Source organism: Symbiobacterium thermophilum IAM 14863 (genome assembly GCF_000009905.1).
Classification (GTDB): Bacteria; Bacillota; Sulfobacillia; order Symbiobacteriales; family Symbiobacteriaceae; genus Symbiobacterium; species Symbiobacterium thermophilum.
In genome coordinates this window covers 1078827-1099313 of record NC_006177.1, presented here as the reverse complement: position 1 = coordinate 1099313, position 20487 = coordinate 1078827, and the positions used below count along the sequence as shown (strand labels likewise).

Genomic DNA, 20487 nt, shown 5'->3' with positions numbered 1-20487 from the left:
GGCCTGATCTCTTCGCATCGCTCCCGTCCCCGTCGGTACCGGGCCATCGGCAAGGCCGCCTCGGCGACGGTCTGGGCCCGGTGGGGCCGCCGGTCAGGACGACCAGCAGAAGCAGCGCCCTACCCGCCCGGCGTCGCCTCGGCCGGCTCGCGGGGGGCGTCCTGCGGGGGCGTGCCGCCCTGGTCGGAAGCGGCGCCGTCCGCCGTCGCCTCGGCCGGCTCGCGGGGGGCGTCCTGCGGGGGCATACCGCCCTGGTCGGAAGCGGCGCCGTCCGCCGTCGCCTCGGCCGGCTCGCGGGGGGCGTCCTGCGGGGGCATATCGCCCTGGTCGGAAGCGGCGCCGTCCGGCGTCGCCTCGGCGGGCTCGCGGGGGGCGTCCTGCGGGGGCATACCGCCCTGGTCGGAAGCGGCGCCATCCGGCGTCGCCTCGGCCGGCTCCCGGGCAGCATCCTGCGGGGGCGTGCCGCCCTGGTCGGGCCCAGCGCCCCCAGGGACCGACCACGCGGGGACCGTTCCGGTCAGCAGGAACCCGCTGACGAGGCGGGTGATGTCCGCCAGACTGGCGGCAGCGACGGACTCGTTGACCCCCGAGCTGAAGAGCGCGATGGCGAAGGGCCGATCCTGCAGGAACACGATGCCGACGTCGTGCACCATGGCGGGCAGTGTGCCGATCTTGTGCGCGACCGAAACCCCCGACGGCGCCCCGGCCGCGATGCGGTCGGAAAAGGCCGTCTGGGTGAGGAGCCCGAGCAGGGTGCGGTACAGCCCGCCGTCGTCCCCCGCGGCCCGGCGATAGGCCACTTCCATGTACAGGGCCATGTCCCGGGGCGTGGTCGCCCGCCGGCCGGTGGACAGGTTGGTCACCGTCCCGCCCAGCTCCCGCATGTAGGCGAACACGTTCTGCTCGCCGAACCGGCGCAGCAGCATGTTGGTGGCGATGTTGTCGCTGACGGTGAGGGACAGGTGCACCAGCTCCGCCACCGTGTAGCAGTCGCCCGCGATCGACCCGTGGAGGATGCCGCTGCCGCCCTCCCAGTCCTCCGGCGCGTAGTAAAGGGGTTCGGCCAGGTCGGCCTCGCCCCGCTCGACCAGGGAGAAGACGTACATGGCCAGCGGCACCTTGAAGGTGGAGGCCGCGACAAAGACCTGGTCGCCCCCCACCGACACCGTCGCCCCGGTGGAGAGATCCACCACGGCCACCCCATAGGTGCCGCTCAGGGCAGACACGTAGGCGTGGAGGGCCTCCTCCAACCCGGCAAGGCCGTCGGCGGGAAGCGCGGCGGCGCCGCCGCCGTACGGCAGCGCCTCCCCGGCAGCCGCCGCGCCGCCGAAGGGAATGGCGCCGGTGCACACCCGGGGCGGACGCGGCACGGCAGGCTCCGCCTCGGAGGGCCGTTCGGCTGTCTGCGCGACGTCAGACAAGGATGGGGACCGCAGGGTCGGCGACCGCAGGGCGATCTCAGGCCTGTCCGGCGAACCGGCCGCAGGTGCCCGGGGCGCCTCCGCCGAGCCGGGCGCTTCGGCCGTCGCCCCGTCCTGGTCGGACACCGGCAGGCGACCGGACCCTGCCTGCAGGGCCCCGTGCTGAGCCGGCGGCGCCTGCGACGCCGCCGGCACCGCCGCGGCGGCCGCCAGCAACGCCGCGGCCACCGCGATGATCAGCACAAGGCAGAACGCGCGGAACACGCCTCTGGGCTTGTGACCTGCCATACGCCTTCCCCATCCTCATACCATTACTTACACAACGTATCGGTTTATACTCCACCTTGGGTATACACCGGGGTAGGCGAAATTTCAAGGCCACTCTCCTGGCGACACGCTGACTGCCGGTTCCCGGGCTCAGCGGGACATCCGTTCCCCCCGATCGTCGGACGGAACAGCGACCTCCAGGTGCAGCACGGTGGCCACCAGGTCGGCCGGGAGGTAGACCTGCTCTTCGCACCGCACGGCGTGTGCGGCGATCACCTCGCCGTTCAGGACGGCGATGCGGGTCTCCGCGCGCCCGCCGGGAACATGGACCGACAGCACGTCCCGCGGGCCCAGCAGGGTCACCGTCTGCCCGGACTCGTCCCAGTAGATGCGGCCGGTGCGTTCCACCAGCCCCCGCACCGGGATCAGCGCCTCGCCGTTCCGGAACAGGTAACCGGTCACACCGTGGGCATCTCCGTCCGCCGCCCGGGCCGTGACCGCCACCGGCTGGGCGCCGGCCAGCGGCGGACATCCCGCGGCGGGTGCGACCGAAGCGATCAGGCCGCCCCCACACAGCGCGGCCGCGCCGAACGCCAGCAGCGCCGGCACCAGCACTGGCGCTGTCCGCAGCCCCCCTTTCCTGCTCGTGGGCACGCGGCTCCCCCCTGCACCTCCTGCGTCTGACTCCATTCTACATCACTTCTAGATTCTTCCGTTATACGCACAACAGAGAAAGGGCCGCGGGCTCCTGCCCGCGGCCCCTGCAAGACTGGGTTGCCGGCTACCGCCTCACCAGCAGGTCGGTCGCCACCGTGTCCCCCGGCGTGAGGCGAATGATGGGCGCCATATCCATCCCGTGAGTGACGGAACCGGCAAAGGTGCCGGACTCCGGCTTCACCCGCAGCCAGGCCCAGGTCGCGCCGGCCGGCAGCGGCTGTTCGATCCGGTAACGGCCCGAGGCGTCGGTCACCGCCGCCCGGACCTGCCCGCTGCCCTCCAGCGCCAGCTCCACCCGGGCGCCGGACACGGCCTGCCCGTTCTGATCGAGCACCCGGCCCTCCACCACGGCGTTCTGCTCATAGACCATCACGGCCTGGGTGAGGGTCCGACCCGGACCAGGGAGCTCCGTGAGCACCACGCCGCCCCGGGTGTACCCCTCGGCCTCCACCACCAGCAGCCCGATGGAGGCGGACGACGCGTCGACCTTGACGGAGAAGTAGCCGTCGCTCTCCGAACGGCCCTCGGCCGCCTTCACCCCGTCCAGGTGCAGCTGCACGTTGGCCCCCGTCACGGGCCTGCCCTGCAGGTCGACCACCACGCCGTCGACGGTGGTCTCAGCGGGCGTCAGCCGCACGGTGGGCAGGGCGTCGCCCGCGCCCAGCGCGGCCGTCATGTCGATGTACCCCGTGGGCAGGTAGCCTTCTGCGGTGACGGAGAGAGCGGCCCACCCGGTGGTCGTGGGAATCGAGCCGAGCCGGTACCAGCCGCCGTCGTCGGTGCGGTCGCGGCCGGCCTCCCGGCCGTCGGCGAGCACCATCTTGACGTCCGCGCCGGACACCGGGCGGCCGAGGGTATCCACGATGCGGCCCTGGACGGTGGCCATGGCCGGATGCAGCGTGGCCTGCAGGAGCAGGCGGCCGCCGCCGGGCACGTGGAACGTGGTGGTGGACGTGCCCGAGACCACGACCTCACGGGTGGGCACGTAGCCTTCCTTGCTCACCCGCAGCATGTAGGGCGACTGGGCGAAGCCGCCGTCCTGGCTCGCGTCCACGTTCTCGATGAGGAACTTGCCCTCCGCATCGGTGGTCGCCTTGTACATCACGTGGGACCGGCGGATCAGCTCCACGGTCGCGCCCTCGATGGGCAGCCCGGTGGGCCCGACCACCGTACCGGTGACCGTGGACCGGACCAGCGACTGATCGTTGAACTGCTGGGCCACCAGCGGGATCTGAACGGTGCCTCCGGGGTTCACCGTGAACCAGTCGGAAATGGCCAGGTCGATGTGATCCACGGTCAGGCTGTCCACCGCGTTGTACGCCACCAGCTGGTACAGGATGCCCTCGCCCGCGGGCACGTTCTCGAAGCGGACGGCGCCGTTGGCGTCGACCTTGGCCGAGGCCACCTCGCCGAGCCCCTTGCGAAGCAGCACGATCTCCGCAGTCCGGATCGGCCGGTTGCCGATGGTCGTCAGGACCGACTCCACCGTGCCGGTGGTGCGGTAGATCTTGATGCGGTTCAGGCCCGAGTGGTCCAGCAGGCCGCCCGGAGACACCTGCTGCGCGTCCGTCTCCACCGGGGTGTACCCGGGCATCCTGACCCGCAGGCGATACGTATCCTCAGGCAGGCTCGCGCGAATCGTGAAGCGGCCGGTGGCGCCGGTCTGCGCGGAGCCGACCACCACGTTCTCGCCCCGCACCAGTTCCACGGTCGCGCCGCGCAGCGGGGAGCCGGTGGCGCCGTCCACCACCTCGCCGCTGGCGGTGATGGTGCCCGTGGCCAGCGAGATCGCCTCCACGGTCACGCGGCCGCGGCCCACCGACACGCTCTTCTGCACCGGCGCCTTGCCCTCGGCGGAGACCAGCGCGGTGTAGACACCGGGCGCCAGATCCCGGGCGACCCAGCGGCCGGCCTGTGCCGTCCCCTGGGCCACCACCCGGCCGGCGCTGTTCAGGAGCGTGACGCTCGCGCCGGTGCGGCCGTCCGCGTCCCGCACGTAGAGCTGCAGTTCGCCGCCCACCGGCTCGAGGGTGATGGCGCGCACGCCGCCCTGAGCCGGGTCAAACCAGCCGGTCTCCCTCACCTCGTACCCGGCGGCCGTGGCACGGGCCTGCCAGAGCCGCGTGCGGCCAGGGGTAACAGGAACCCGCACCAGGCCATCCTCGCCGGTGAACTGCACGGCCACCAGGCCCGTGCCCAGCTCGTAGATCTCCACCGTCGCCGCCGGCACAGGCCGCCCGGTCGCGTCCGCCACCCGCAGCAGCACCTGATTCGCCGCCTCCTGGGCAGCCGCCGGCAGGACCACCGAGACCAGGAGGAGCAGACTGGTCAGCCACGCTACCGCCTTCCGCCGGACCGTCCCGGCGGGGTTCCTACCATATCGGTTCACACGCTCAGCCTCCTTATTCATAGCGCAGGGCCTCGATGGGATCGAGCCGGGCCGCCTTCGAGGCCGGGTAGACGCCGAAGAGCACGCCGACCGCGGCGGAGAAGCCCATGGCCAGAAGGACCGTCGGAAGATCGATCAGCATGGAGACCCCCATCGCCCGGCCGACCAGCCAGACGGGCACGGTGGCGAAGGCCACGCCGACGGCCCCTCCCACCAGGCAGATCACCACCGACTCGATCAGGAACTGCGTCATGATATTGCCGTAGGTGGCGCCGATCGCCTTGCGCAGGCCGATCTCCCGCGTGCGCTCGGTCACCGAGACCAGCATGATGTTCATGATGCCGACCCCGCCCACGAGCAGCGAGATGGCCGCGATGGAGGCGATCAGGCCGGTCAGGAGGCCGGTGACGCTGGACAGGGCCGCCGTCATCTGCTCCATGCTGTAGCCCATGTACTTGGCCCCGTTGTTGAGCTGCCCGAGCAGGGCCACGGCATCGTTCATGACGCTCTCGACGTCGGCCCCCGGGCGCACCTTCGCCAGCACCAGAAAGGAGTCGGTGCTCCCGGTCATGCGCTGCACCGCCGCCACCGGCAGGTACACGGCGGGATCCTGCACCCCCATGGCCTGGGACAGCGCGCCCGTCGAGTTCTCCACGGTACCGATCACCTGATGGGTGAGCCCGTTGATTTTCACCCGCTCGCCGACGGGGTTGTAGTCCCGGTCGCCGAAGAGCCGGGTCACCGCGTCCCTGGAGAGGACCGTCACGCGGGCGCCGCCCTTCATCTCCTCCTCGGTGAACCACCGGCCTTCCAGGACCTTGACGTTCACCACCCGGTCAAACCCGGGGGAGACGGCGTAGGCGTACGTCGAGAGCGTCTCCTTCTGATACTCCGCCCGGACGCCCACCGTATCGCCGCTGATCACGGCCTCGACGTCGGGGAGCATGGCCTCCAGCTGCTGCATGTCCCGCTCACTGATGGGCTCGATCCGGCTGAGGGCGTCGCTGGAGCTGACGGAACCCGGCATGATGTAGAAGACGCCTGCGCCTAACCCTTGCAGTTCGCCCAGCACCGCCGACTCGGTCCCCCGGCCGATCGCCACCACGGCGATCACCGACCCGACGCCGATGATGATGCCGATCATCGTGAGGATCGACCGCATCTTGTTGGCGACCAGGGCCTCCCAGGCTACCCGGAGGGTCTCGAGGAGATTCATTCCTCAGGCCCTCCCATCTCCGCGAGCCGGTCCACCGCCCGGACCGGGTTCGGCACGGGCTCGTCGCTGACGATCCGCCCGTCCCTGAGCCGGATCACACGGTTGACGTGCTGGGCCACGTCGGGCTCGTGGGTCACGATGAGCACCGTGGCTCCCTCGGCGTGGAGCTCCTGGAACAGGGCCAGGATCTCCTCACCCGTCCGGGAGTCCAGGTTGCCCGTGGGCTCGTCGGCGAGGATGATCGACGGCTGGGTCACCAGGGCCCGGGCAATGGCCACCCGCTGCCGCTGGCCGCCTGAAAGCTCGTTGGGCCGGTGGTGAATGCGCTCGCCCAGACCGACCCGCTCCAGGGCCTCCCGGGCCCGCCGGCGGCGCTCCCGGGCCCCGACGCCCGCGTAGAGCAGCGGCTGCTCCACGTTGCGCAGGGCCGACATGCGGGGCAGGAGGTTGAAGGTCTGGAAGACGAACCCGATCTGCCGGTTGCGCACCCGGGCCAGCTCCGACTCGTCCCGGGCGGTGATCTGCCGCCCGTCCAGCTCGTAGGTGCCGCTGGTGGGACGGTCCAGGCAACCCAGGATGTTCATCAGGGTCGACTTGCCCGAGCCGGAAGGGCCCATGATCGCCACCAGCTCGCCGGCTTGGATCTCGAGGCTCACGCCCCGCAGGGCGTGAACCTCGCTGCTGCCCATCTTATAGACCTTCGTGATATCCACTAACTTGATTACTGGCTTTTCCCCCAATTCTCGTCCACCTCCTCCACCCGCACCGGATCTCCCTCCTGCAGGGAGTTGATCAGCGTGAAGGGGCTGACGACGATCCGCTCGCCCTCCTCGAGCCCCTCCAGGATCTCGACCTCGGTCTCGGTCCGCAGGCCCACCCTGACCGGCCGGACCTTCACGGCGAACCCGTCCACGACCAGGACGCTGGGCTGGCCGTCCCGGGTGCGCACCGCCGCCGCGGGAACGACAATCGCGTCCTGCCGTTCGGCCGTCGCGATGGTCACCTCGGCGTTGAGGCCCGCCCGGAGGAGCCCCTCGCGGTTGGCCACCTCCCCCTCGACCACGAAGAACGGCGATCCGCCGGCCGCAGTCGCCTGGGCGGCCACCCGGGTGACCCGACCGTGGAACAGCTCCCCGGGCGTTCCGTTGGTCTCCACGGATAGCGGCTGCTCCGGACGCACCTTGCCGATGTCGAGCTCGTCCACCTGGGCCTTGACCTTCAGGACGTCCAGGTTCCCGATGGTGAGCAGCACCTGCGTCTCCTGTGCCGGCATGCCGTCCTGGGCGGCCACCGCCAGGACCGTGCCCGAGACGGGGGCGGTGAGCTGCGCCTGGGCCAGCTTCTCCCGCATGGCCGCCAGGCTGGTGCGCGCCGCCGCCAGTTCGATCTCGGCCGCCCGCACCTGCTCGGCCAGGGCGCCGCCGCTCTCGGCTTCCATCTCCGCCAGCTGCAGGGCGATGCGGGCCGCCTCCACCTGGCTGGCGGCCAGCTGCACGGCCACCGGGTTGTCGCCGCTCACCCGGGCGTAGTCGGCCTCGGCAGCGGCCAGCTCGTCGTAGGCCGCCCGCAGCTGCGCGGCGGCCTGCTCGGCCGCCTGCTGGCTCTGCCGGAGCGCCTCGTCGTAGGCGGACCGGGCCTGCTCATACTTCGCTCGCAGGGCGGGGTTTCCGGGGTCGGCCTTATATGCCTCCTCCGCCTCCAGCAGCGCGGCCCTGGCCGCAGCCACCCGCTCCGCGCCCTCCGCGCTGCGGTTCTGCAGGGTCGTCAGGTTGACCCGCGCCTGCTCGAGGCGGGTGCGCAGCGCGTCGTCCTGCCGCATCACCGAAGCCAGCTGGTCTTCGGCCTGCAGCAGCTGCGCCCGGGCCTGGGCCAGCCGCTGATCCAGCTGCAGCGGCGCCTCCTGCTGCTGCAGCCGCAGCGAAGCCAGCGTGGACTCCATCCGGGCCACCTGGGCCTCCTGCGCCGACACCTGCAGGGCGAGATCCGCATCGTCCAGCACCGCCAGCACCTGGCCGGCGGTCACCCGCTCGCCGATGCCCACCTTCAGCGTCACCGCCTTGGTGGTGAAGGGCGCCCGGACCTCATGGACTCCCGTGGCCTCGAGGACGCCGGGGGCGATGACCTCCTGCCGGAGGCTGCCCCGCCGCACGGCCTGCACCCGCACCTCCGGGGCGCCCTTGGGACCCTGAGTTGCCGCCCCCGACGCGGGCTGATTCCTCAGGTTGGCCACCACAAGCACGGCCACCGCAACAATCAGTGCGGCCGCGATCAACACCTTTCGCTTCACAGCGGCTCCTCCTTAGTTCAACGTCATCGACGAAGTCAGTGCGCTGCTGAGTCCTGCGGACGCTGCGGTGAAGAGGGTGGTCATCACGAAAAGCGCCAGCGGCAGCGCCCACCCCTTGCGGGGCTCGCGGCCGAAGAGGGCGGCGAAGCCGATGCCCAGCAGGACGTAGTACCACAGGTGGAGCGGGTTGAAGGCGCTGAGCACGGCCGCCAGGACGGGGCCGGCCGTGTCCGGCAGCAGCACGGCGGGGGTCAGGTTGACCGGCCGGCCGGTGACCGCCATGAGGATACCCGCCAGCAGGTTGCTGATCGCCACGGGCAGGCGCGCGTAGCCGATCATGCCCATGTAGGAAGCCAGCGGCACACCGCCGCCCTGGAACTGGCCGAAGAAGGTGGCCACCAACGCCAGGACGAACCCGGTGAGCCAGGGACCGATCACCGAACCGGCGGCCAGCGTCCCCACCGCGCTCCAGCGCATGACCGACTGCATCATCTGGAAGTCCACTTCCTGCCCCGGCGGCAGCGAGGCGACGGCGGCCTCCATGGCCAGGTCCACCGTCGGGCCGTAGGTGAGGGCGAAGACGGCCAGTCCCACGAGCGTGTGGACCAGGTAAGGAACCAGGACCGGCGGATGCGCAGCCATCGCCCGGAACGTCTCCGCCGGATCCGTAAGGACGCGCAGCACCGCCGCCCATGGCGAGACGCGCCGCCCGTCGCCGTGGTTCAGCACGGGTTCGCTCACAGTGTCAACCTCCTATTCGACGTCCAGAATTCGGAACAGGTTTCCCCAGGCCTTTCCCTTGATGAGACCGCTCAGCGGGCGCAAATGGTTCTGCGAGGAGGTAGACCCGTCCTTCCCGCAGCCCCTGTACTTAGACGTTGACCAACTGAAAAACCCCTTCACGGAGGAAGGGGTTGGCTGGGTCAGACGGGCCAGGCCCAGCGGGGGATGGCGGCGATCACCAGGACCAGCGAAACCAGGAAGGCCACGAACCCGCCCACCGGCACGGAGCGCTTCTGCAGGGTGCGCCCGAAGTGGGCCACCAGCATGGCCAGGATCATGGTGCCCGGGTGGATGAAGGCCAGGAAGGCGTCGTGGTTCCACCCGGATCGCAGGAGCCAGATGACCAGCCCGATCAGCACCTGAACGTCCAGGGCGACGGTGTAGGCCTGGGCCGCCCGGCCGGCCCAGCCGTCAGCGGCCTTCTTGCCGGCTGCCAACGCCCCGGCCAGCGTCGCCACCGCGGCAACCAGGATCACCCAGCGCATCACATTATGCGCCATAATCAACCAGTACATGGAGTAACCTCCCTCTACTTTTTCATTCCTTTTCTTCTCTCATCTCATCTTCAATCCCTGTCGGATCCCCCACCATTCTACCATTGTGCAGGGATTTCGAATAAGTATGGAGAAAACCTGGCCGAGCAGAGGGGGGAATTGTCATGGGAGACGCGACGCGGACGCCGGACTGCCGGGAGGTGGCCCGGGTCCTGGACAGGCACCTTCGGACCGACACCTTCCCGCTGGGCATCCGGGTGTTTCGGGGGGATGAGCCGCTGCCGGAGCGGGTGCGGCGGCCGTGGCGGGACATGGGGATCAAGATCGCCATCTGCCAGGGCATTGGCATGGCCCGCCGGTACGGGTGGGCCGTGGCCATGGGCCCCGAGGACCTGAGCTGCCCCATCGCGCAGGTGGCCTTCGGGTTCAAGCCGGCGATCCCGTATTACACCGAGGGGAACCTGGCCGCCGGCATGTACGTGGAGACCTGCGGGGCGGGCGCCCTCACGGAACAGGAGGTGCCGAAGTTCGCGCCGGAGGAGGCGGGCACGGTGGTGGTGGCGCCGCTGGCCCGGTGCACTTTCGAGCCCGAGACCCTGCTCATCTACGGCAACTCCGCACAGGTGATGCGGGCGGTCACCGGCGCGCTGTGGAAGACCGGCGGGGCGCTCACCTCCACCACCACGGGCCGGGCGGACTGCGCCGACATCGTCATCCGCACCGCCCGGGAGGGCCGGCCGCAGTTCATCCTGCCCTGCCTGGGCGACCGCATCTTCGGCCAGACCCAGGACCACGAAATGGCCTTCACCATCCCCTGGTCCCAGGTGCCCGACCTGCTGGAGGGGCTGGAGGGCACCCACAGGGGCGGCGTGCGCTACCCGATTCCCGCGTTCCTGCGGTACACCCCCGCGTTCCCGGCGACGTATCAGGAGCTCCAGCGCCGCTGGGACGAGGGGGAGACGACGTAGCCTGCCGGCTCCGCGGGGCGGCCGCGCGGTCTGCGAGAAGACGGCGGAGGCTGAGGAGCACAGCTCCCCAGCCTCCTCTTTCGTTCCTGCCAGCCGTCACCCGTCCCGGTCCAGCTTCACGAAGGCCAGCGTGCAGCGGGAGAGGCAGACGAGCCGCCCGTCCTCGTCGGTGATGCGGATCTCCCAGACGCTGCTCCGGCGGCCGACGTGGACCGGCGTGGCCTCCGCCCGCACGGTCCCCTCCCGCTTGGGGCGGATGTGGTTGGCGTTGATCTCCATTCCCACGGCGGTGCGCCCCTCGCCGGCGTGCATCGCCGCGCCGATGCTGGCCACCGTCTCCGCCAGCGCCACCGACGCGCCGCCGTGCAGGATCCCCATCGGCTGGCGTGTCCGGTGGTCCACCGGCATGGTGGCCACCACGCGCTCGGGTGAGACCTCCTCCAGCACGATGCCCAGTGCGTCGAGCAGCGTGCCGTCCGTGTACGGTGTCCGGTCCATCTGCATCCCATCCCTCCCCGGTGCTGGGTCATCAGGTTCGCCGCGCCCGGCCGCAGTCCCTCTTTCCCGGCCTCCGGGCGCGCGCAGGGGCCCGGGAACGCGTCCCGGGCCTCCCGCCGCAGACGTTCTCCGGTTAAGCCTCCGCCTCCGGCGGAGGCAGCTCGCTCACGTCGCCCGTCCGGTCCAGTTCGCCGGGGGACTCCCAGCGGGGCAGCGGCGGCTGCCACCCGCGGGCGGGGCCGCCCACCTCCGCCCGCCGCACCGGCCAGCCCTGAACCTCCTCGGAGGGCTGCCATTCAATCCCGTTGAGTACCGCCTGACCGGGCTGCTCCATCTGCTGGTAGAAGCGGTCCAGGTGCGGCAGGGTCCGGCTCATCAGCTGGACGCCGCTGAGCGACCGCACCTCCTCGTCCTCCAGGAACCGCTCCAGCGCCTGCTGGGCGCCCTCGTAGCTCTGCCGGATGAGCTGCACCTGGTCGATGATCCCGCCGACCACCTCCGGCGTGGCCCGGCCCGACAGCGCGTAGCGCAGCAGACCGCCCAGCGCGGTGGTGCCGTACAGCCCCATCATCATGTGCTGGCTCAGATCCTGGAAGTACGGCCTCCCCGCGGCCTGGCGGGCGGCGAGCCAGTGCGCGGCGTAGGCGGACTGGATCTCGGGCTGCGCCGCCTGCAGCAGCCCCTGCATGCGGGACATGGAACCGGCCACCTGTGCGGGGAGCCGCACCGGGCCTCCCGTGGGCATGGGCATGGACACCTCGCGCGACACCTCCGGACGACTTGACAGAACTGCAGCCATCCCCATCTTATGTCGCCCGGAGCACCACACACCCTGATCCCAGAATATTCCTGCTCTGCCGCTAATCCACGATGCGCCACCGGCGCCCCTGCCGGCCCAGCACCAGCGCACCGCCGTCCGCGGCGGGCACCACCTGAGCGCCCTCACCCACCTCCGGCGGCAGCACCAGGCGGGCGGCGGCTCCCTCGGCCAGGTCGAACCGGATCACGGCCCGTTCCGGCGCCGTGACCAGGATCAGCAGGTCGTCGCCCCGGCGGGCGAGCACCGCGGCCTGGACGTGGGCGGTCCGGGCTTGCGGCCCGCCTCCTATCAGGGAAACCTCCTGCGCGACCCTGCCGCCGCGGATGCGTACCGCCTCCACGCCCCCGCCCATCTCTTCGGACCGCAGAAGGAGCCACACGGAACCGTCCGCGGCCGGCGCCACGTACCGGACCCGGGCCAGCAGCGGCGACGGCAGCAGGTAGCGATCCGCCTTGCCGCCTGCGACGCGATAGAGGTTGGTGCTGTCCACGGCCCAGAGCGCGCCCGCTCCGTCCAGGGCGCCGAAGGTTGCCTGACCCGCCAGCGTATGCCGCTCCACGATGCCTCCCTCCGCGGCGGCCAGGATCTCGCGGCCCCGGCTGAACCAGAGCCGCCCGTCCTCCGCCACGGCCAGGGCGGCGATGGGCTCGGCGCCCCGGGCAACTTCCGCCGCCCGGCCGTCCGCCAGCCAGTACAGCCGGTAGGTCCCGCCGCCGTCGACGGTGCTCAGCCAGGCCGCACGGCCGGGCGCAGGCAGCAGCGTGTAGCCCGCGACCGCGGCATTCAGCGCATAGCCTTGCCGCCCGTCGGAGAAGACCGGCCGGGCGGGCGAACCGCTGTCCACGGTCCAGGTCGGCTCGCCCGGCGCGGGATACCGCCGCGCGCCCGGCACGGCGTCCTCGTCCGTTTCGGCCACCTCCGCCAGCAGGGCGTACCGGATGCGCTGCACCATCACCAGGGCCTCGGCGCGGGTCGCGGTGCGATCGAGGCCCAGCGCCCCGTCCGCGTAGCCTTGCAGGATACCCAGGTGGACGGCCTCGGCCGCCCAGGCCTGCAACCAGTCCGGATAAGAAGCCGCGTCCGCGGACGCCAGGGCGCGCCCGCCGACCAGGTGCGCGCGGCCCAGCGCGCGCACCCCGGCGAGGACGATCTCCCGGCGCGTGACCGGTTCGTCCGGCGCCAGCCAGCCGCCGTAGTCGGCGGGATCCAGGAGCCCCGCGGCCGCGGCGGCCTGAAGGCGGCCCTGCCGCGCCGCCCAGTGGCCCGCGGCGTACGGGGCGCTGTCGCCGGGTCGCGGCGCCAGCCCCAGGGCGCCGGTCAGCAGGGTGTAGAACTCCGCCCGGGTCATCGGCTGGTCCGGCCGGAAGCTGCCGTCCGGGAAGCCGCTGATGTACCCGGCGGCCACGCCGGCGGCGATCTCCGCCCGGGCCCAGTGGCCGGCGGTGTCCCACAGCGCGGCACCGTGGGTCACGGGCGGCGCTGCCAGGGCCAGCGCGGCCGCGAGCGCGACGGCCGCGACGGCGCGCTTCAGCGCCCGGTGGGTTATGTCGGTGCGTCTCGGCGTCGTCATCGTCATGCAGACCCCCTCGTCCACATGACGGTCTGTCCCATCCCACCGTTTGCGCAACCGCACCATTGGCAAGATGTACTAACGGGCACAGCCGCCGCCGGGCCGACCCGGACTCAGACCACCACGCCGCCGTTGGGCGAGATCACCTGGCCGGTGATGAAGCCTGCCTGCGGCCCCGCGAGGAAGCGCACCAGTGCGGCCACCTCTTCCGGCGTGCCCAGCCGGCCCACGGGCACCCGGCTCAGCCACTCCCGCAGCTCCTCCCCTTGCAGGAAGCTGTTCATCTCCGTGTCGATGGCGCCCGGCGCCACCGCGTTCACCGTGACGCCGAACGGGCCGACCTCCTGCGCGAGCGCGCGGGTGAAGCCGTTCTGGCCGGCCTTCACCGCTGAATACGCCACCTCGCCCGCGGCCCCTGTGATGCCCCAGATGGACGAGATCGTGATGATGCGGCCGTACCGTCGGGACAGCATGTGGGGCAGCGCCGCCCGGGTGCACGCGTACATGCCCGTGAGGTGGACCGCCACCAGATCGTTCCACTCCGCCGGCGTGGTGTCCACCAGCAGCTTCTCCAGGGCCGTGCCGGCGTTGTTCACCAGGATGTCGATCCGGCCGAAGCGGTCGACCGTCCCGGACACCGCGGCCTCGCAGGCGGCCGGGTCCCGCACGTCCACCTGCAGCGGCTCCGCCGCCCCGCCGGCGGCCCGGATGGCGGCGGCCACCGCCTCCGCCTGCTCCCGCTGCCGGTGGTACCCCACCACCACCGCGGCGCCCGCGGCCGCGAGCTCCAGGGCGACCGCCCGCCCGATCCCCCGGGACGCCCCGGTCACCAGGGCCGCCTGGCCGGACAGTTCCCTCACCGGCCCTCACCCCCGTCGCCCAGCAGCACCAGGAGCCCCCGCAGGTCGCTGACGGCGATCACCTCGTGTCCGGTGACGATGCCCGTGCGGTTGACCCACACCGGCGTCACGCCCGCGGCCTGCGCGCAGGAGACGTCGTCCCGCACGGAGGCGGCGCAGTAGAGCGCTTCGGCCGGACCGCACCCCGCCCCGGCCACCGCCTCCCGGAGCAGCTGCGGATCCGGCCACGCGACGCCCGCGGCGGCGGAGGCGCGGATCCACTGGAAGAAGCCCGCAATCTCGAACTCGGCGAGAAACCGGGAGAGCGACGGCGCCCACCGGCCCACCGCGCCCAGGAAAAAGCCGCGCCGGTGCAGTTCGTTCAGGACCGGGAGCGTCTCCGGGTGGAGCGACCACCACGCGGCGTAATCGTCCCGGGCCGCGCCCAGGCGGCTCACCAGGGCCGGATCCGGGGCCGGATGGCCGACCAGGGGCAGCAGCGCGGACCACAGCATCCGGTGGTACGCCCTCTCCTCCTCCGGCGTGCGCACCGCCCGCCCCGCCTCCCGCACGGCAGCGGGCAGCGCCGCCAGGGCCTTCTCCACCCGCTCCCGGTCGACGGCATACCCTTCCGCCTGCAGGATGCCGGCCAGAAGATCCGGCTCGTCAGGCCCGTAGGCCAGGGCCTGCGGAGCGAAGAACAACGCCTTGATCACCTACAGCAGAACCTCCTCTCACGTATGCTTTCCACGCCGGGGAGGACCCGCCCTGCAGGAACCGACCGTGGCCGGCCCGAACCCGAATCGGGAAGGGAGAGTGAGCACGTGCGCTTCCGTCCGGATCAGCGCCCCTCCAAGTGGGGGGCCACCGCCGCCGTGGTCGACCGGCAGCGTGCCGAGGACGTGGTGGCCTGCCTGTCCGCGCTGCAGGGCACGCCGTTTGACGCCGTGGTCCGGCTGTCCGACCTGACCGAGATCAAGGGGTACCGTTATGTCCTGCTCCAGGTGAGCCTGGATTTCAACCACCCCCACTTCCCCCGCATCGCCGACACCCTGGACGAGCTGGGGGGCAGCGAGTTCCAGCTGATCGTCGTCGAGACGCCCGAGGGCGCGGTCTACCTCATCGTCGACAAGCACAATCTGCCCGACGAGGAGATGCGCCCGGACCATCCCCTGTTGCGCCGGCTGGCCGACTGGCTCGGAAGGGCCATGGCCTCCGGCGGGTGACCCCCTGTGCCGGAGAATGCAAACTATTAAAGGAGTTATCGCGTCCACCCCTGAACTGTCTGCCCAACTCGGCTTCCGCTATGGTATACTCCTTTGTGGGTGTATACGAAGGTCCTGTTCCAGAACCATGGCAAGTCATCAAGTGATTAGGCAGATAGGGGGATGACGGCAACCGTGTCCGGCACGAAAGAGCTTTACGACGTGACCCTGATCGGCGCAGGGCCGACAGGCCTGTTCGGCGTGTTCTACGCAGGCATGCGCGGCATGAAGACCAAGGTCATCGAGGCTCTGCCCGAGGTGGGCGGTCAGCTGGCCGCCCTGTACCCCGAAAAGGACATCTTCGACGTCGCAGGCTTCCCCAGGATCAGCGCCAAGCGTTTGGTGGAGCAGTGCAAGGAACAGGCCGACAGCGCCAATCCGGACGCGACCTACGTGTTCAACCAGCGGGTGGATAAGCTGAACAGGCTGGAGGATGGCACGTTCGAGCTGGTCACCCACACCGGCGAACGGCACTACAGCAAGGCCGTCATCATCACCGCCGGGATCGGCGCGTTCGAGCCCAACCGCATCCCCAACGAGTCCGCCCGCCAGTATGAGGGGAAAGGCGTCTTCTACAGCGTGACGAACCTGCCCCAGTTTGAAGGCAAGCGCGTGCTGGTCATCGGCGGCGGTGATTCCGCCGTGGACTACGCGCTGATGGTCGAGCCCATCGCCGCTGAGGTCACCCTCATCCACCGGCGCGACGGGTTCCGGGCCCACGAGGAGTCGCTGAAGAAGCTGGCGGCCTCCCGGGTGCACGTGAAGGTCTTTTACGAGCTGCGCAGGGTCGAGGGCGACGGCAACTGGGTGAAGAAGGCCACCATCTTCGACAACCGCACCGGCGAGGAGACGACGATCGACGTCGACTGCGTCATCATCGGCACCGGGTTCAAGGCCTCGCTGGGCAGCATGCTGGAGTGGGGTCTGGAGATCGAGAACAAGCGTCAGATCGTCGTCAACTCCAAGGGCGAGACCAACATTCCCGGCGTCTACGCCGCAGGCGACATCTGCTGGTACCCGGGCAAGATCCGGCTGATCGCGACGGGCTTCGGCGAGGTGGCCACCGCGGTCAACAACGCCAAGGCCTTCATCGATCCCGGCTCGGCCGCCTTCCCCGGCCACAGCTCCGAACAGCGGAACAAGTAACCGGGCTGACGCCCGGTCGACCGAGGACGCAGGCTCCCTACGGACGGGTAGGGAGCCTGCGCCTGTGCCTGGGGCGGAACGCGCGTCACCGCTTGCTTCCGTTCCCCGCGGAGGGTACCCTAACGGCGGAACCGCCAGGAAAGGATGTTGGACACGACGTGCGACTGAAGACGACGCCCGAGGACTTTGTGGTGCGGGAGGCCGTGGACCTGCACATCCGCCAGAAGCCGGCCCGGTACCGGGTCTACCTGCTGGAGAAGAAAGGCTGGAACACCGCCGACGCGGTCGCCGCCATCGCGCGGGCCCGGCGGCTGCCGCCCGGCCGCATCCAGTACGGCGGGAAGAAGGACCGGCACGCCCACACGTTCCAGTACGTGACCATCGACCACCCGGCTGATCACTCGCTGTCCACGCCCTACTACCGGCTGAAGGCGGTGGGCTACGCCACCGAACCCATGGCGCCCGGCCGGGTGCTGGCCAATCACTTTGAAGTGACCGTGCGCGAGCTCCGCCCCGAGGAGGCCGCGCGCCTCGTGGACGGCGTCCGGCGCGTGGCCGCCGCGGGTTTCCCCAATTACTTCGACGACCAGCGGTTCGGCAGCTTCGACCCCCGGCGCGGGTTCATCGCCGAGCAGATGGCGCAGGGCCGGTGGGAGCAGGCCCTCCAGATCGCACTGACCCACGTCTACCCCGGGGAGAAGAGCAGGGCGAAAGCCCGCAAGCGCCGGCTGCTGGAGGCCTGGGGCGACTGGGCGACCTGCCTGGACCTGGCGGAGACCGCCTTCGAGCGGCGCTGCTTCGCCTTGCTGGCGGAGCAGCCGGGCGGGTTCCGGGCGGCCCTGGCCACGGCCCGGCGGGAGGAGCAGGAGATGTGGCTCTCGGCCTGGCAGGCCTTCCTGTGGAACGAGGTGCTGCGCCGCCTGGTCGCCGCGGCGGCCGGAGGCGACGAACCGCCGGCGGAGGCGGCGGGGGTCGCGGGGCCGTACCGTTTCGCCCGATCGACGCCGGAGCTGCAGCAGATGGTGATCCCTCTGCCGGGGCGGGGCATGCGCTTTTCGGACCCCAGGGCCGGCCTGATCCTGGAGGACGTGCTCCGGGAGCGCAGGCTGCGCCCGGCGCAGCTGGAGGCCGAGCTGCTGCCCGGCCTCTGGCTCAGGAGTTCGCCCCGGGAGGCCTGGGTGATGCCACGGTCGGTGCGCGTGGACCCGCCGCAGCCGGATGAGCGCTACCCCGGCTTTGAGCGGGTCAGCCTCCGCTTCACGCTGCCCCGGGGCGCCTACGCCACCATGTTGATCAAGGCGGCTGCTCACTGACCGGCCGGGGCTGCCGTGTGAAGGTGCGCAGCCGCCGCCCCCGCAGGTAGCCCACCGGTGCGGCCACGAGCCGCCGCACCAGGGGCATCACGCCGCCGCCCACCTCCCAGGCGTGGAGCCCCTCGACGAAGTGCTTGACGGCCATGGCGGGCAGGCCCGCCATGGGCGCCTCGCCCAGCACGCCCACCCCTTCGTGGTGCCCCAGGGAGGCGAACTGCCCCCGCATGCGGAAGGCGAAGGGCCGTTCCGGCCGTCCGCCCAGCCGGCGCAGGATGTTCTCGGCCGCCGCCCGGCCCATCTGCACCGCCGCCTGCCCCGTCGGCGGAATCTCCCGGCCCGAGGCGGGGTCCGCGAAGGCGGCCGAGTCGCCGATCACGTAGATGCGGTCGTCAATCACGCTCCGCAGGAAGGCGTCGACCCTGGCCCGGCCGCGGCCGCCCAGCGCCAGCCCCGCCCGGGCGAGCAGCGAGTGGCCCCGCACGCCGCCTGCCCACACCAGCAGGTCGTAGGGGACCTCGCCGCCGCCCTGCAGGTGGACGCAGGACGCATCGGCGGTGACGATGGGGCTGCCCGCGAGGATCCGGATGCCCTTCCCCTCCAGGATCCGCCGGGCCACCTGCACCAGATCCGGGGGAAAGCCGGCCATGATCTCCGGCGCCGCCTCCAGGATGGTCACCCGCAACCGCCCGGGGTACTCGTCGGCCAGCTCGGCGGCCAGCTCGACGCCGGTCAGCCCGCCGCCCACCACCAGGACGTGCCCGGGCGGCCCCTCCCGCGCCGCCAGGGCCCGGACCCTCTCCCGCACCTCCCGGGCGGCCGGCGGGCTGCCGATGGTCAGCGCGTGGCGGGGGATGCCGGGCAGTCCAAAATACTCGGGCTCGCTTCCCAGGGCGAACACCAGCAGGTCGTACGCCAGCGTGCCGGACAGCTTCAGCTCCACCTGCCGCGCCGCAGGGCGAAGCGCCGACACGTGGTCGATGATCAGCCGCCCCGGCGGGCGGACCAGCCGCCGCAGGGGGATGCGGACCGCGTCGGCGTCGTGGCCGGCCGCGTACGTGTGCAGTTCGGTGGTAAACCAGTGATGGCGGTCGCGGCTCACCAGCACCAGGTCGTGCCCCCGCGCCAGCCGGTCCTGCAGCTCCAGAAAGCACGTCAGCCCCGCGTACCCGGCCCCCAGCACGACCACCCGCACCCTCGAATCCACGGTTGGTTCGCTCAACGTCCGCACTCCTCAGCCCGATGCTCTCCCCATAGTGTTGCCCACGTCGGCGCGCCGCGCCCGCCGTGCACATTTCGCCAGCTATCCCAGCCAACTCCCAGAGTGCCGGCGTCGCCGACGGCCCACACTAAGACCGGTCCCGGCGAGACTCCACACATCGCTTGTGAGGGGGAGTTTCCGAATGGCCAAGGGTACGCAGCTGAGCGGGAACAACATCACGGGCGTGAGCGGCGCGCAGCACGGCGCAAAGCAGAACGCGGCGTCGATGCAGCGGGCGGCCGGGAAGGCCGGCCAGGCCAATTATGAGTTCGGCTCGATGGGCACCGGCCAGCAGTCTGGCGCCCAGCTCTCGGGGAACAACATCACCGGCGTGAGCGGGGCCCAGCATGCCGCCAAGCGCAACAACGCCTCCATGCAGCGTGCGGCCCAGAAGGCGGACCAGTAACGGGAACCGCGCGGGGCACCGGCTGCAACCAGCAGCCGGTGCCTCTGCGCGCTTGCGGGCCGAGCCCGGGCCGTGGTATAAATGAGTGAGCGCTCATTTTTTATTCGCGGTTGAGGGGCTGCCCCCTCCCCGGCCTGTGGGCCCCTCCGTCCCCCGGGAGGGCTTCGCCCGCTGGGCCGCGGTTCTGAAGGAGTGGATCCCCGTGCCCAGGGTGAGTCCGGCGCACATGGAGCGGCGGCGCGAGGCCATCCTCAACGCCGCCATGGAGGTGTTCATCGCCAAGGGCTATCAGGTGGCCACCGTGGGCGACATCGCCCAGCAGGCCGGGCTCAGCGTCGGCGCGATCTACCGGTACTTTCCCACCAAGGCCGACCTGATGCTCGCGCTGGTGCGCGAGCGGCTGGGCCGGGCGCCCGCGCTCTTCGCCAGGCTGACGGCCCGCGTGGAGGATCCGTGGGAGCGGCTGGTGCGATGCGTCGAACTGTTCACCGCCGCCCTCCGGGTGCGCCACCCGGGCACCGGGCGGCTGCTCCTGGTGACCATGGCGGAGGCGGTGCAGAACGGCGAGGTGCGCCGGGGACTTCACGACCGGTTCGCCGGGCTGGCGGACTACGTCGCGGGCATCATCGCCGAGGGCGTCGCCCGGGGCCGCTTCCGGCCGGACGTCGACCCCCGCACCGTGGCCGCGCTGCTGCTGTCCATGGCCGACGGGGTGGCGGTCTACTGGGTGACCGGCGCGCCGGACCTGGAACTGAACGCCATGGGGCAGAGCCTGGTGGCGATGCTCCGTTCCTATCTGCTTCCTGAACCTCTATTGAAGGAGTGAACCG

The 20487-nt window shown here is 71.3% G+C and carries 20 protein-coding genes; 6 read left to right on the top strand and 14 right to left on the bottom strand.

The genetic code is table 11. The features are described from left to right. Positions 1–119: 119 nt before the first annotated feature. From STH_RS05020 to STH_RS04985, 8 genes are all read right to left on the bottom strand, one after another. Complete coding sequence (locus tag STH_RS05020) at positions 120–1709, bottom strand: serine hydrolase (protein WP_011195112.1); 1590 nt, start codon at positions 1707–1709, stop codon at positions 120–122. Positions 1710–1838: 129 nt separating this feature from the next. Further along, positions 1839–2342: a stalk domain-containing protein gene (locus STH_RS05015; RefSeq protein WP_148205487.1), complete on the bottom strand. Its 504-nt coding sequence runs from the start codon at positions 2340–2342 to the stop codon at positions 1839–1841. 127 nt (positions 2343–2469) lie between these two features. Continuing rightward, positions 2470–4794, bottom strand: a complete 2325-nt coding sequence (locus STH_RS05010) for a carboxypeptidase-like regulatory domain-containing protein (RefSeq protein WP_043713464.1) — start codon at positions 4792–4794, stop codon at positions 2470–2472. Between the two features lie 13 nt (positions 4795–4807). Next, the gene (locus STH_RS05005) at positions 4808–6010 is read right to left on the bottom strand and encodes an ABC transporter permease (RefSeq protein WP_011195109.1); all 1203 of its coding nucleotides are present in this window, start codon (positions 6008–6010) and stop codon (positions 4808–4810) included. Then, positions 6007–6699, bottom strand: coding sequence for an ABC transporter ATP-binding protein (locus tag STH_RS05000; RefSeq protein WP_050742363.1), 693 nt, complete (start codon positions 6697–6699; stop codon positions 6007–6009). Before STH_RS05000 ends, STH_RS05005 begins: the two co-directional genes overlap by 4 nt. Positions 6700–6731: 32 nt before the next feature. Further along, positions 6732–8297, bottom strand: coding sequence for an efflux RND transporter periplasmic adaptor subunit (locus tag STH_RS04995; protein WP_043713459.1), 1566 nt, complete (start codon positions 8295–8297; stop codon positions 6732–6734). Positions 8298–8309: 12 nt separating this feature from the next. Beyond that, positions 8310–9038, bottom strand: a complete 729-nt coding sequence (locus STH_RS04990) for a Yip1 family protein (RefSeq protein ID WP_011195106.1) — start codon at positions 9036–9038, stop codon at positions 8310–8312. A gap of 182 nt (positions 9039–9220) precedes the next feature. Further along, the gene (locus STH_RS04985) at positions 9221–9595 is read right to left on the bottom strand and encodes a hypothetical protein (RefSeq protein WP_011195105.1); all 375 of its coding nucleotides are present in this window, start codon (positions 9593–9595) and stop codon (positions 9221–9223) included. A 143-nt stretch (positions 9596–9738) separates the two neighbouring features. On the opposite strand from STH_RS04985, the gene STH_RS04980 reads away from it, so the two are divergent. Next, positions 9739–10542, top strand: coding sequence for a DUF169 domain-containing protein (locus tag STH_RS04980; protein ID WP_043713456.1), 804 nt, complete (start codon positions 9739–9741; stop codon positions 10540–10542). Positions 10543–10638: 96 nt separating this feature from the next. On the opposite strand, the gene STH_RS04975 is transcribed toward STH_RS04980, so the two are convergent. The 5 genes from STH_RS04975 to STH_RS04955 all read right to left on the bottom strand — a co-directional run bounded on the left by STH_RS04975 (position 10639) and on the right by STH_RS04955 (position 14985). Then, positions 10639–11046: a hotdog fold thioesterase gene (locus STH_RS04975; RefSeq protein WP_011195103.1), complete on the bottom strand. Its 408-nt coding sequence runs from the start codon at positions 11044–11046 to the stop codon at positions 10639–10641. A 127-nt stretch (positions 11047–11173) separates the two neighbouring features. Further along, entirely contained in the window at positions 11174–11797 is a 624-nt protein-coding gene (locus tag STH_RS04970) for a hypothetical protein (RefSeq protein ID WP_043713453.1), read from the bottom strand. Positions 11798–11900: 103 nt separating this feature from the next. After that, positions 11901–13436 (bottom strand): S-layer homology domain-containing protein, encoded by a 1536-nt coding sequence (locus STH_RS04965; protein ID WP_158506844.1) that lies wholly within the window; start codon positions 13434–13436, stop codon positions 11901–11903. 107 nt (positions 13437–13543) lie between these two features. After that, a complete protein-coding gene (gene ymfI, locus STH_RS04960) occupies positions 13544–14290 on the bottom strand; it encodes an elongation factor P 5-aminopentanone reductase (protein ID WP_043713447.1) in 747 nt (248 codons plus the stop codon). Then, positions 14287–14985 carry an HAD family hydrolase gene (locus STH_RS04955; RefSeq protein WP_011195099.1) on the bottom strand — a complete coding sequence of 233 codons (699 nt, stop codon included), beginning with the start codon at positions 14983–14985 and terminating at the stop codon, positions 14287–14289. The genes ymfI and STH_RS04955 overlap by 4 nt, the downstream gene beginning before the upstream one ends. A gap of 108 nt (positions 14986–15093) precedes the next feature. Here STH_RS04955 and STH_RS04950 point away from each other — a divergent pair, with 108 nt between their 5' ends. The 3 genes from STH_RS04950 (at position 15094) to truD (ending at position 17993) form a co-directional block, all read left to right on the top strand. Next, the gene (locus STH_RS04950) at positions 15094–15495 is read left to right on the top strand and encodes a hypothetical protein (RefSeq protein ID WP_043713444.1); all 402 of its coding nucleotides are present in this window, start codon (positions 15094–15096) and stop codon (positions 15493–15495) included. Between the two features lie 162 nt (positions 15496–15657). After that, complete coding sequence (locus tag STH_RS04945; RefSeq protein ID WP_043713442.1) at positions 15658–16680, top strand: NAD(P)/FAD-dependent oxidoreductase; 1023 nt, start codon at positions 15658–15660, stop codon at positions 16678–16680. 158 nt (positions 16681–16838) lie between these two features. After that, on the top strand, positions 16839–17993 hold the full coding sequence (gene truD, locus STH_RS04940; protein ID WP_011195096.1) for a tRNA pseudouridine(13) synthase TruD: 1155 nt from the start codon (positions 16839–16841) through the stop codon (positions 17991–17993). Here truD and STH_RS04935 read toward each other — a convergent pair. Next, positions 17974–19212 carry an NAD(P)/FAD-dependent oxidoreductase gene (locus STH_RS04935; RefSeq protein ID WP_158506843.1) on the bottom strand — a complete coding sequence of 413 codons (1239 nt, stop codon included), beginning with the start codon at positions 19210–19212 and terminating at the stop codon, positions 17974–17976. The genes truD and STH_RS04935 overlap by 20 nt on opposite strands. A gap of 181 nt (positions 19213–19393) precedes the next feature. Between STH_RS04935 and STH_RS04930 the strand changes: the two genes are divergently transcribed. Both STH_RS04930 and STH_RS04925 read left to right on the top strand, forming a co-directional pair. After that, positions 19394–19657 (top strand): hypothetical protein, encoded by a 264-nt coding sequence (locus STH_RS04930; protein ID WP_043713437.1) that lies wholly within the window; start codon positions 19394–19396, stop codon positions 19655–19657. A gap of 202 nt (positions 19658–19859) precedes the next feature. Beyond that, on the top strand, positions 19860–20483 hold the full coding sequence (locus STH_RS04925; RefSeq protein WP_011195093.1) for a TetR/AcrR family transcriptional regulator: 624 nt from the start codon (positions 19860–19862) through the stop codon (positions 20481–20483). Positions 20484–20487 lie beyond the last annotated feature (4 nt).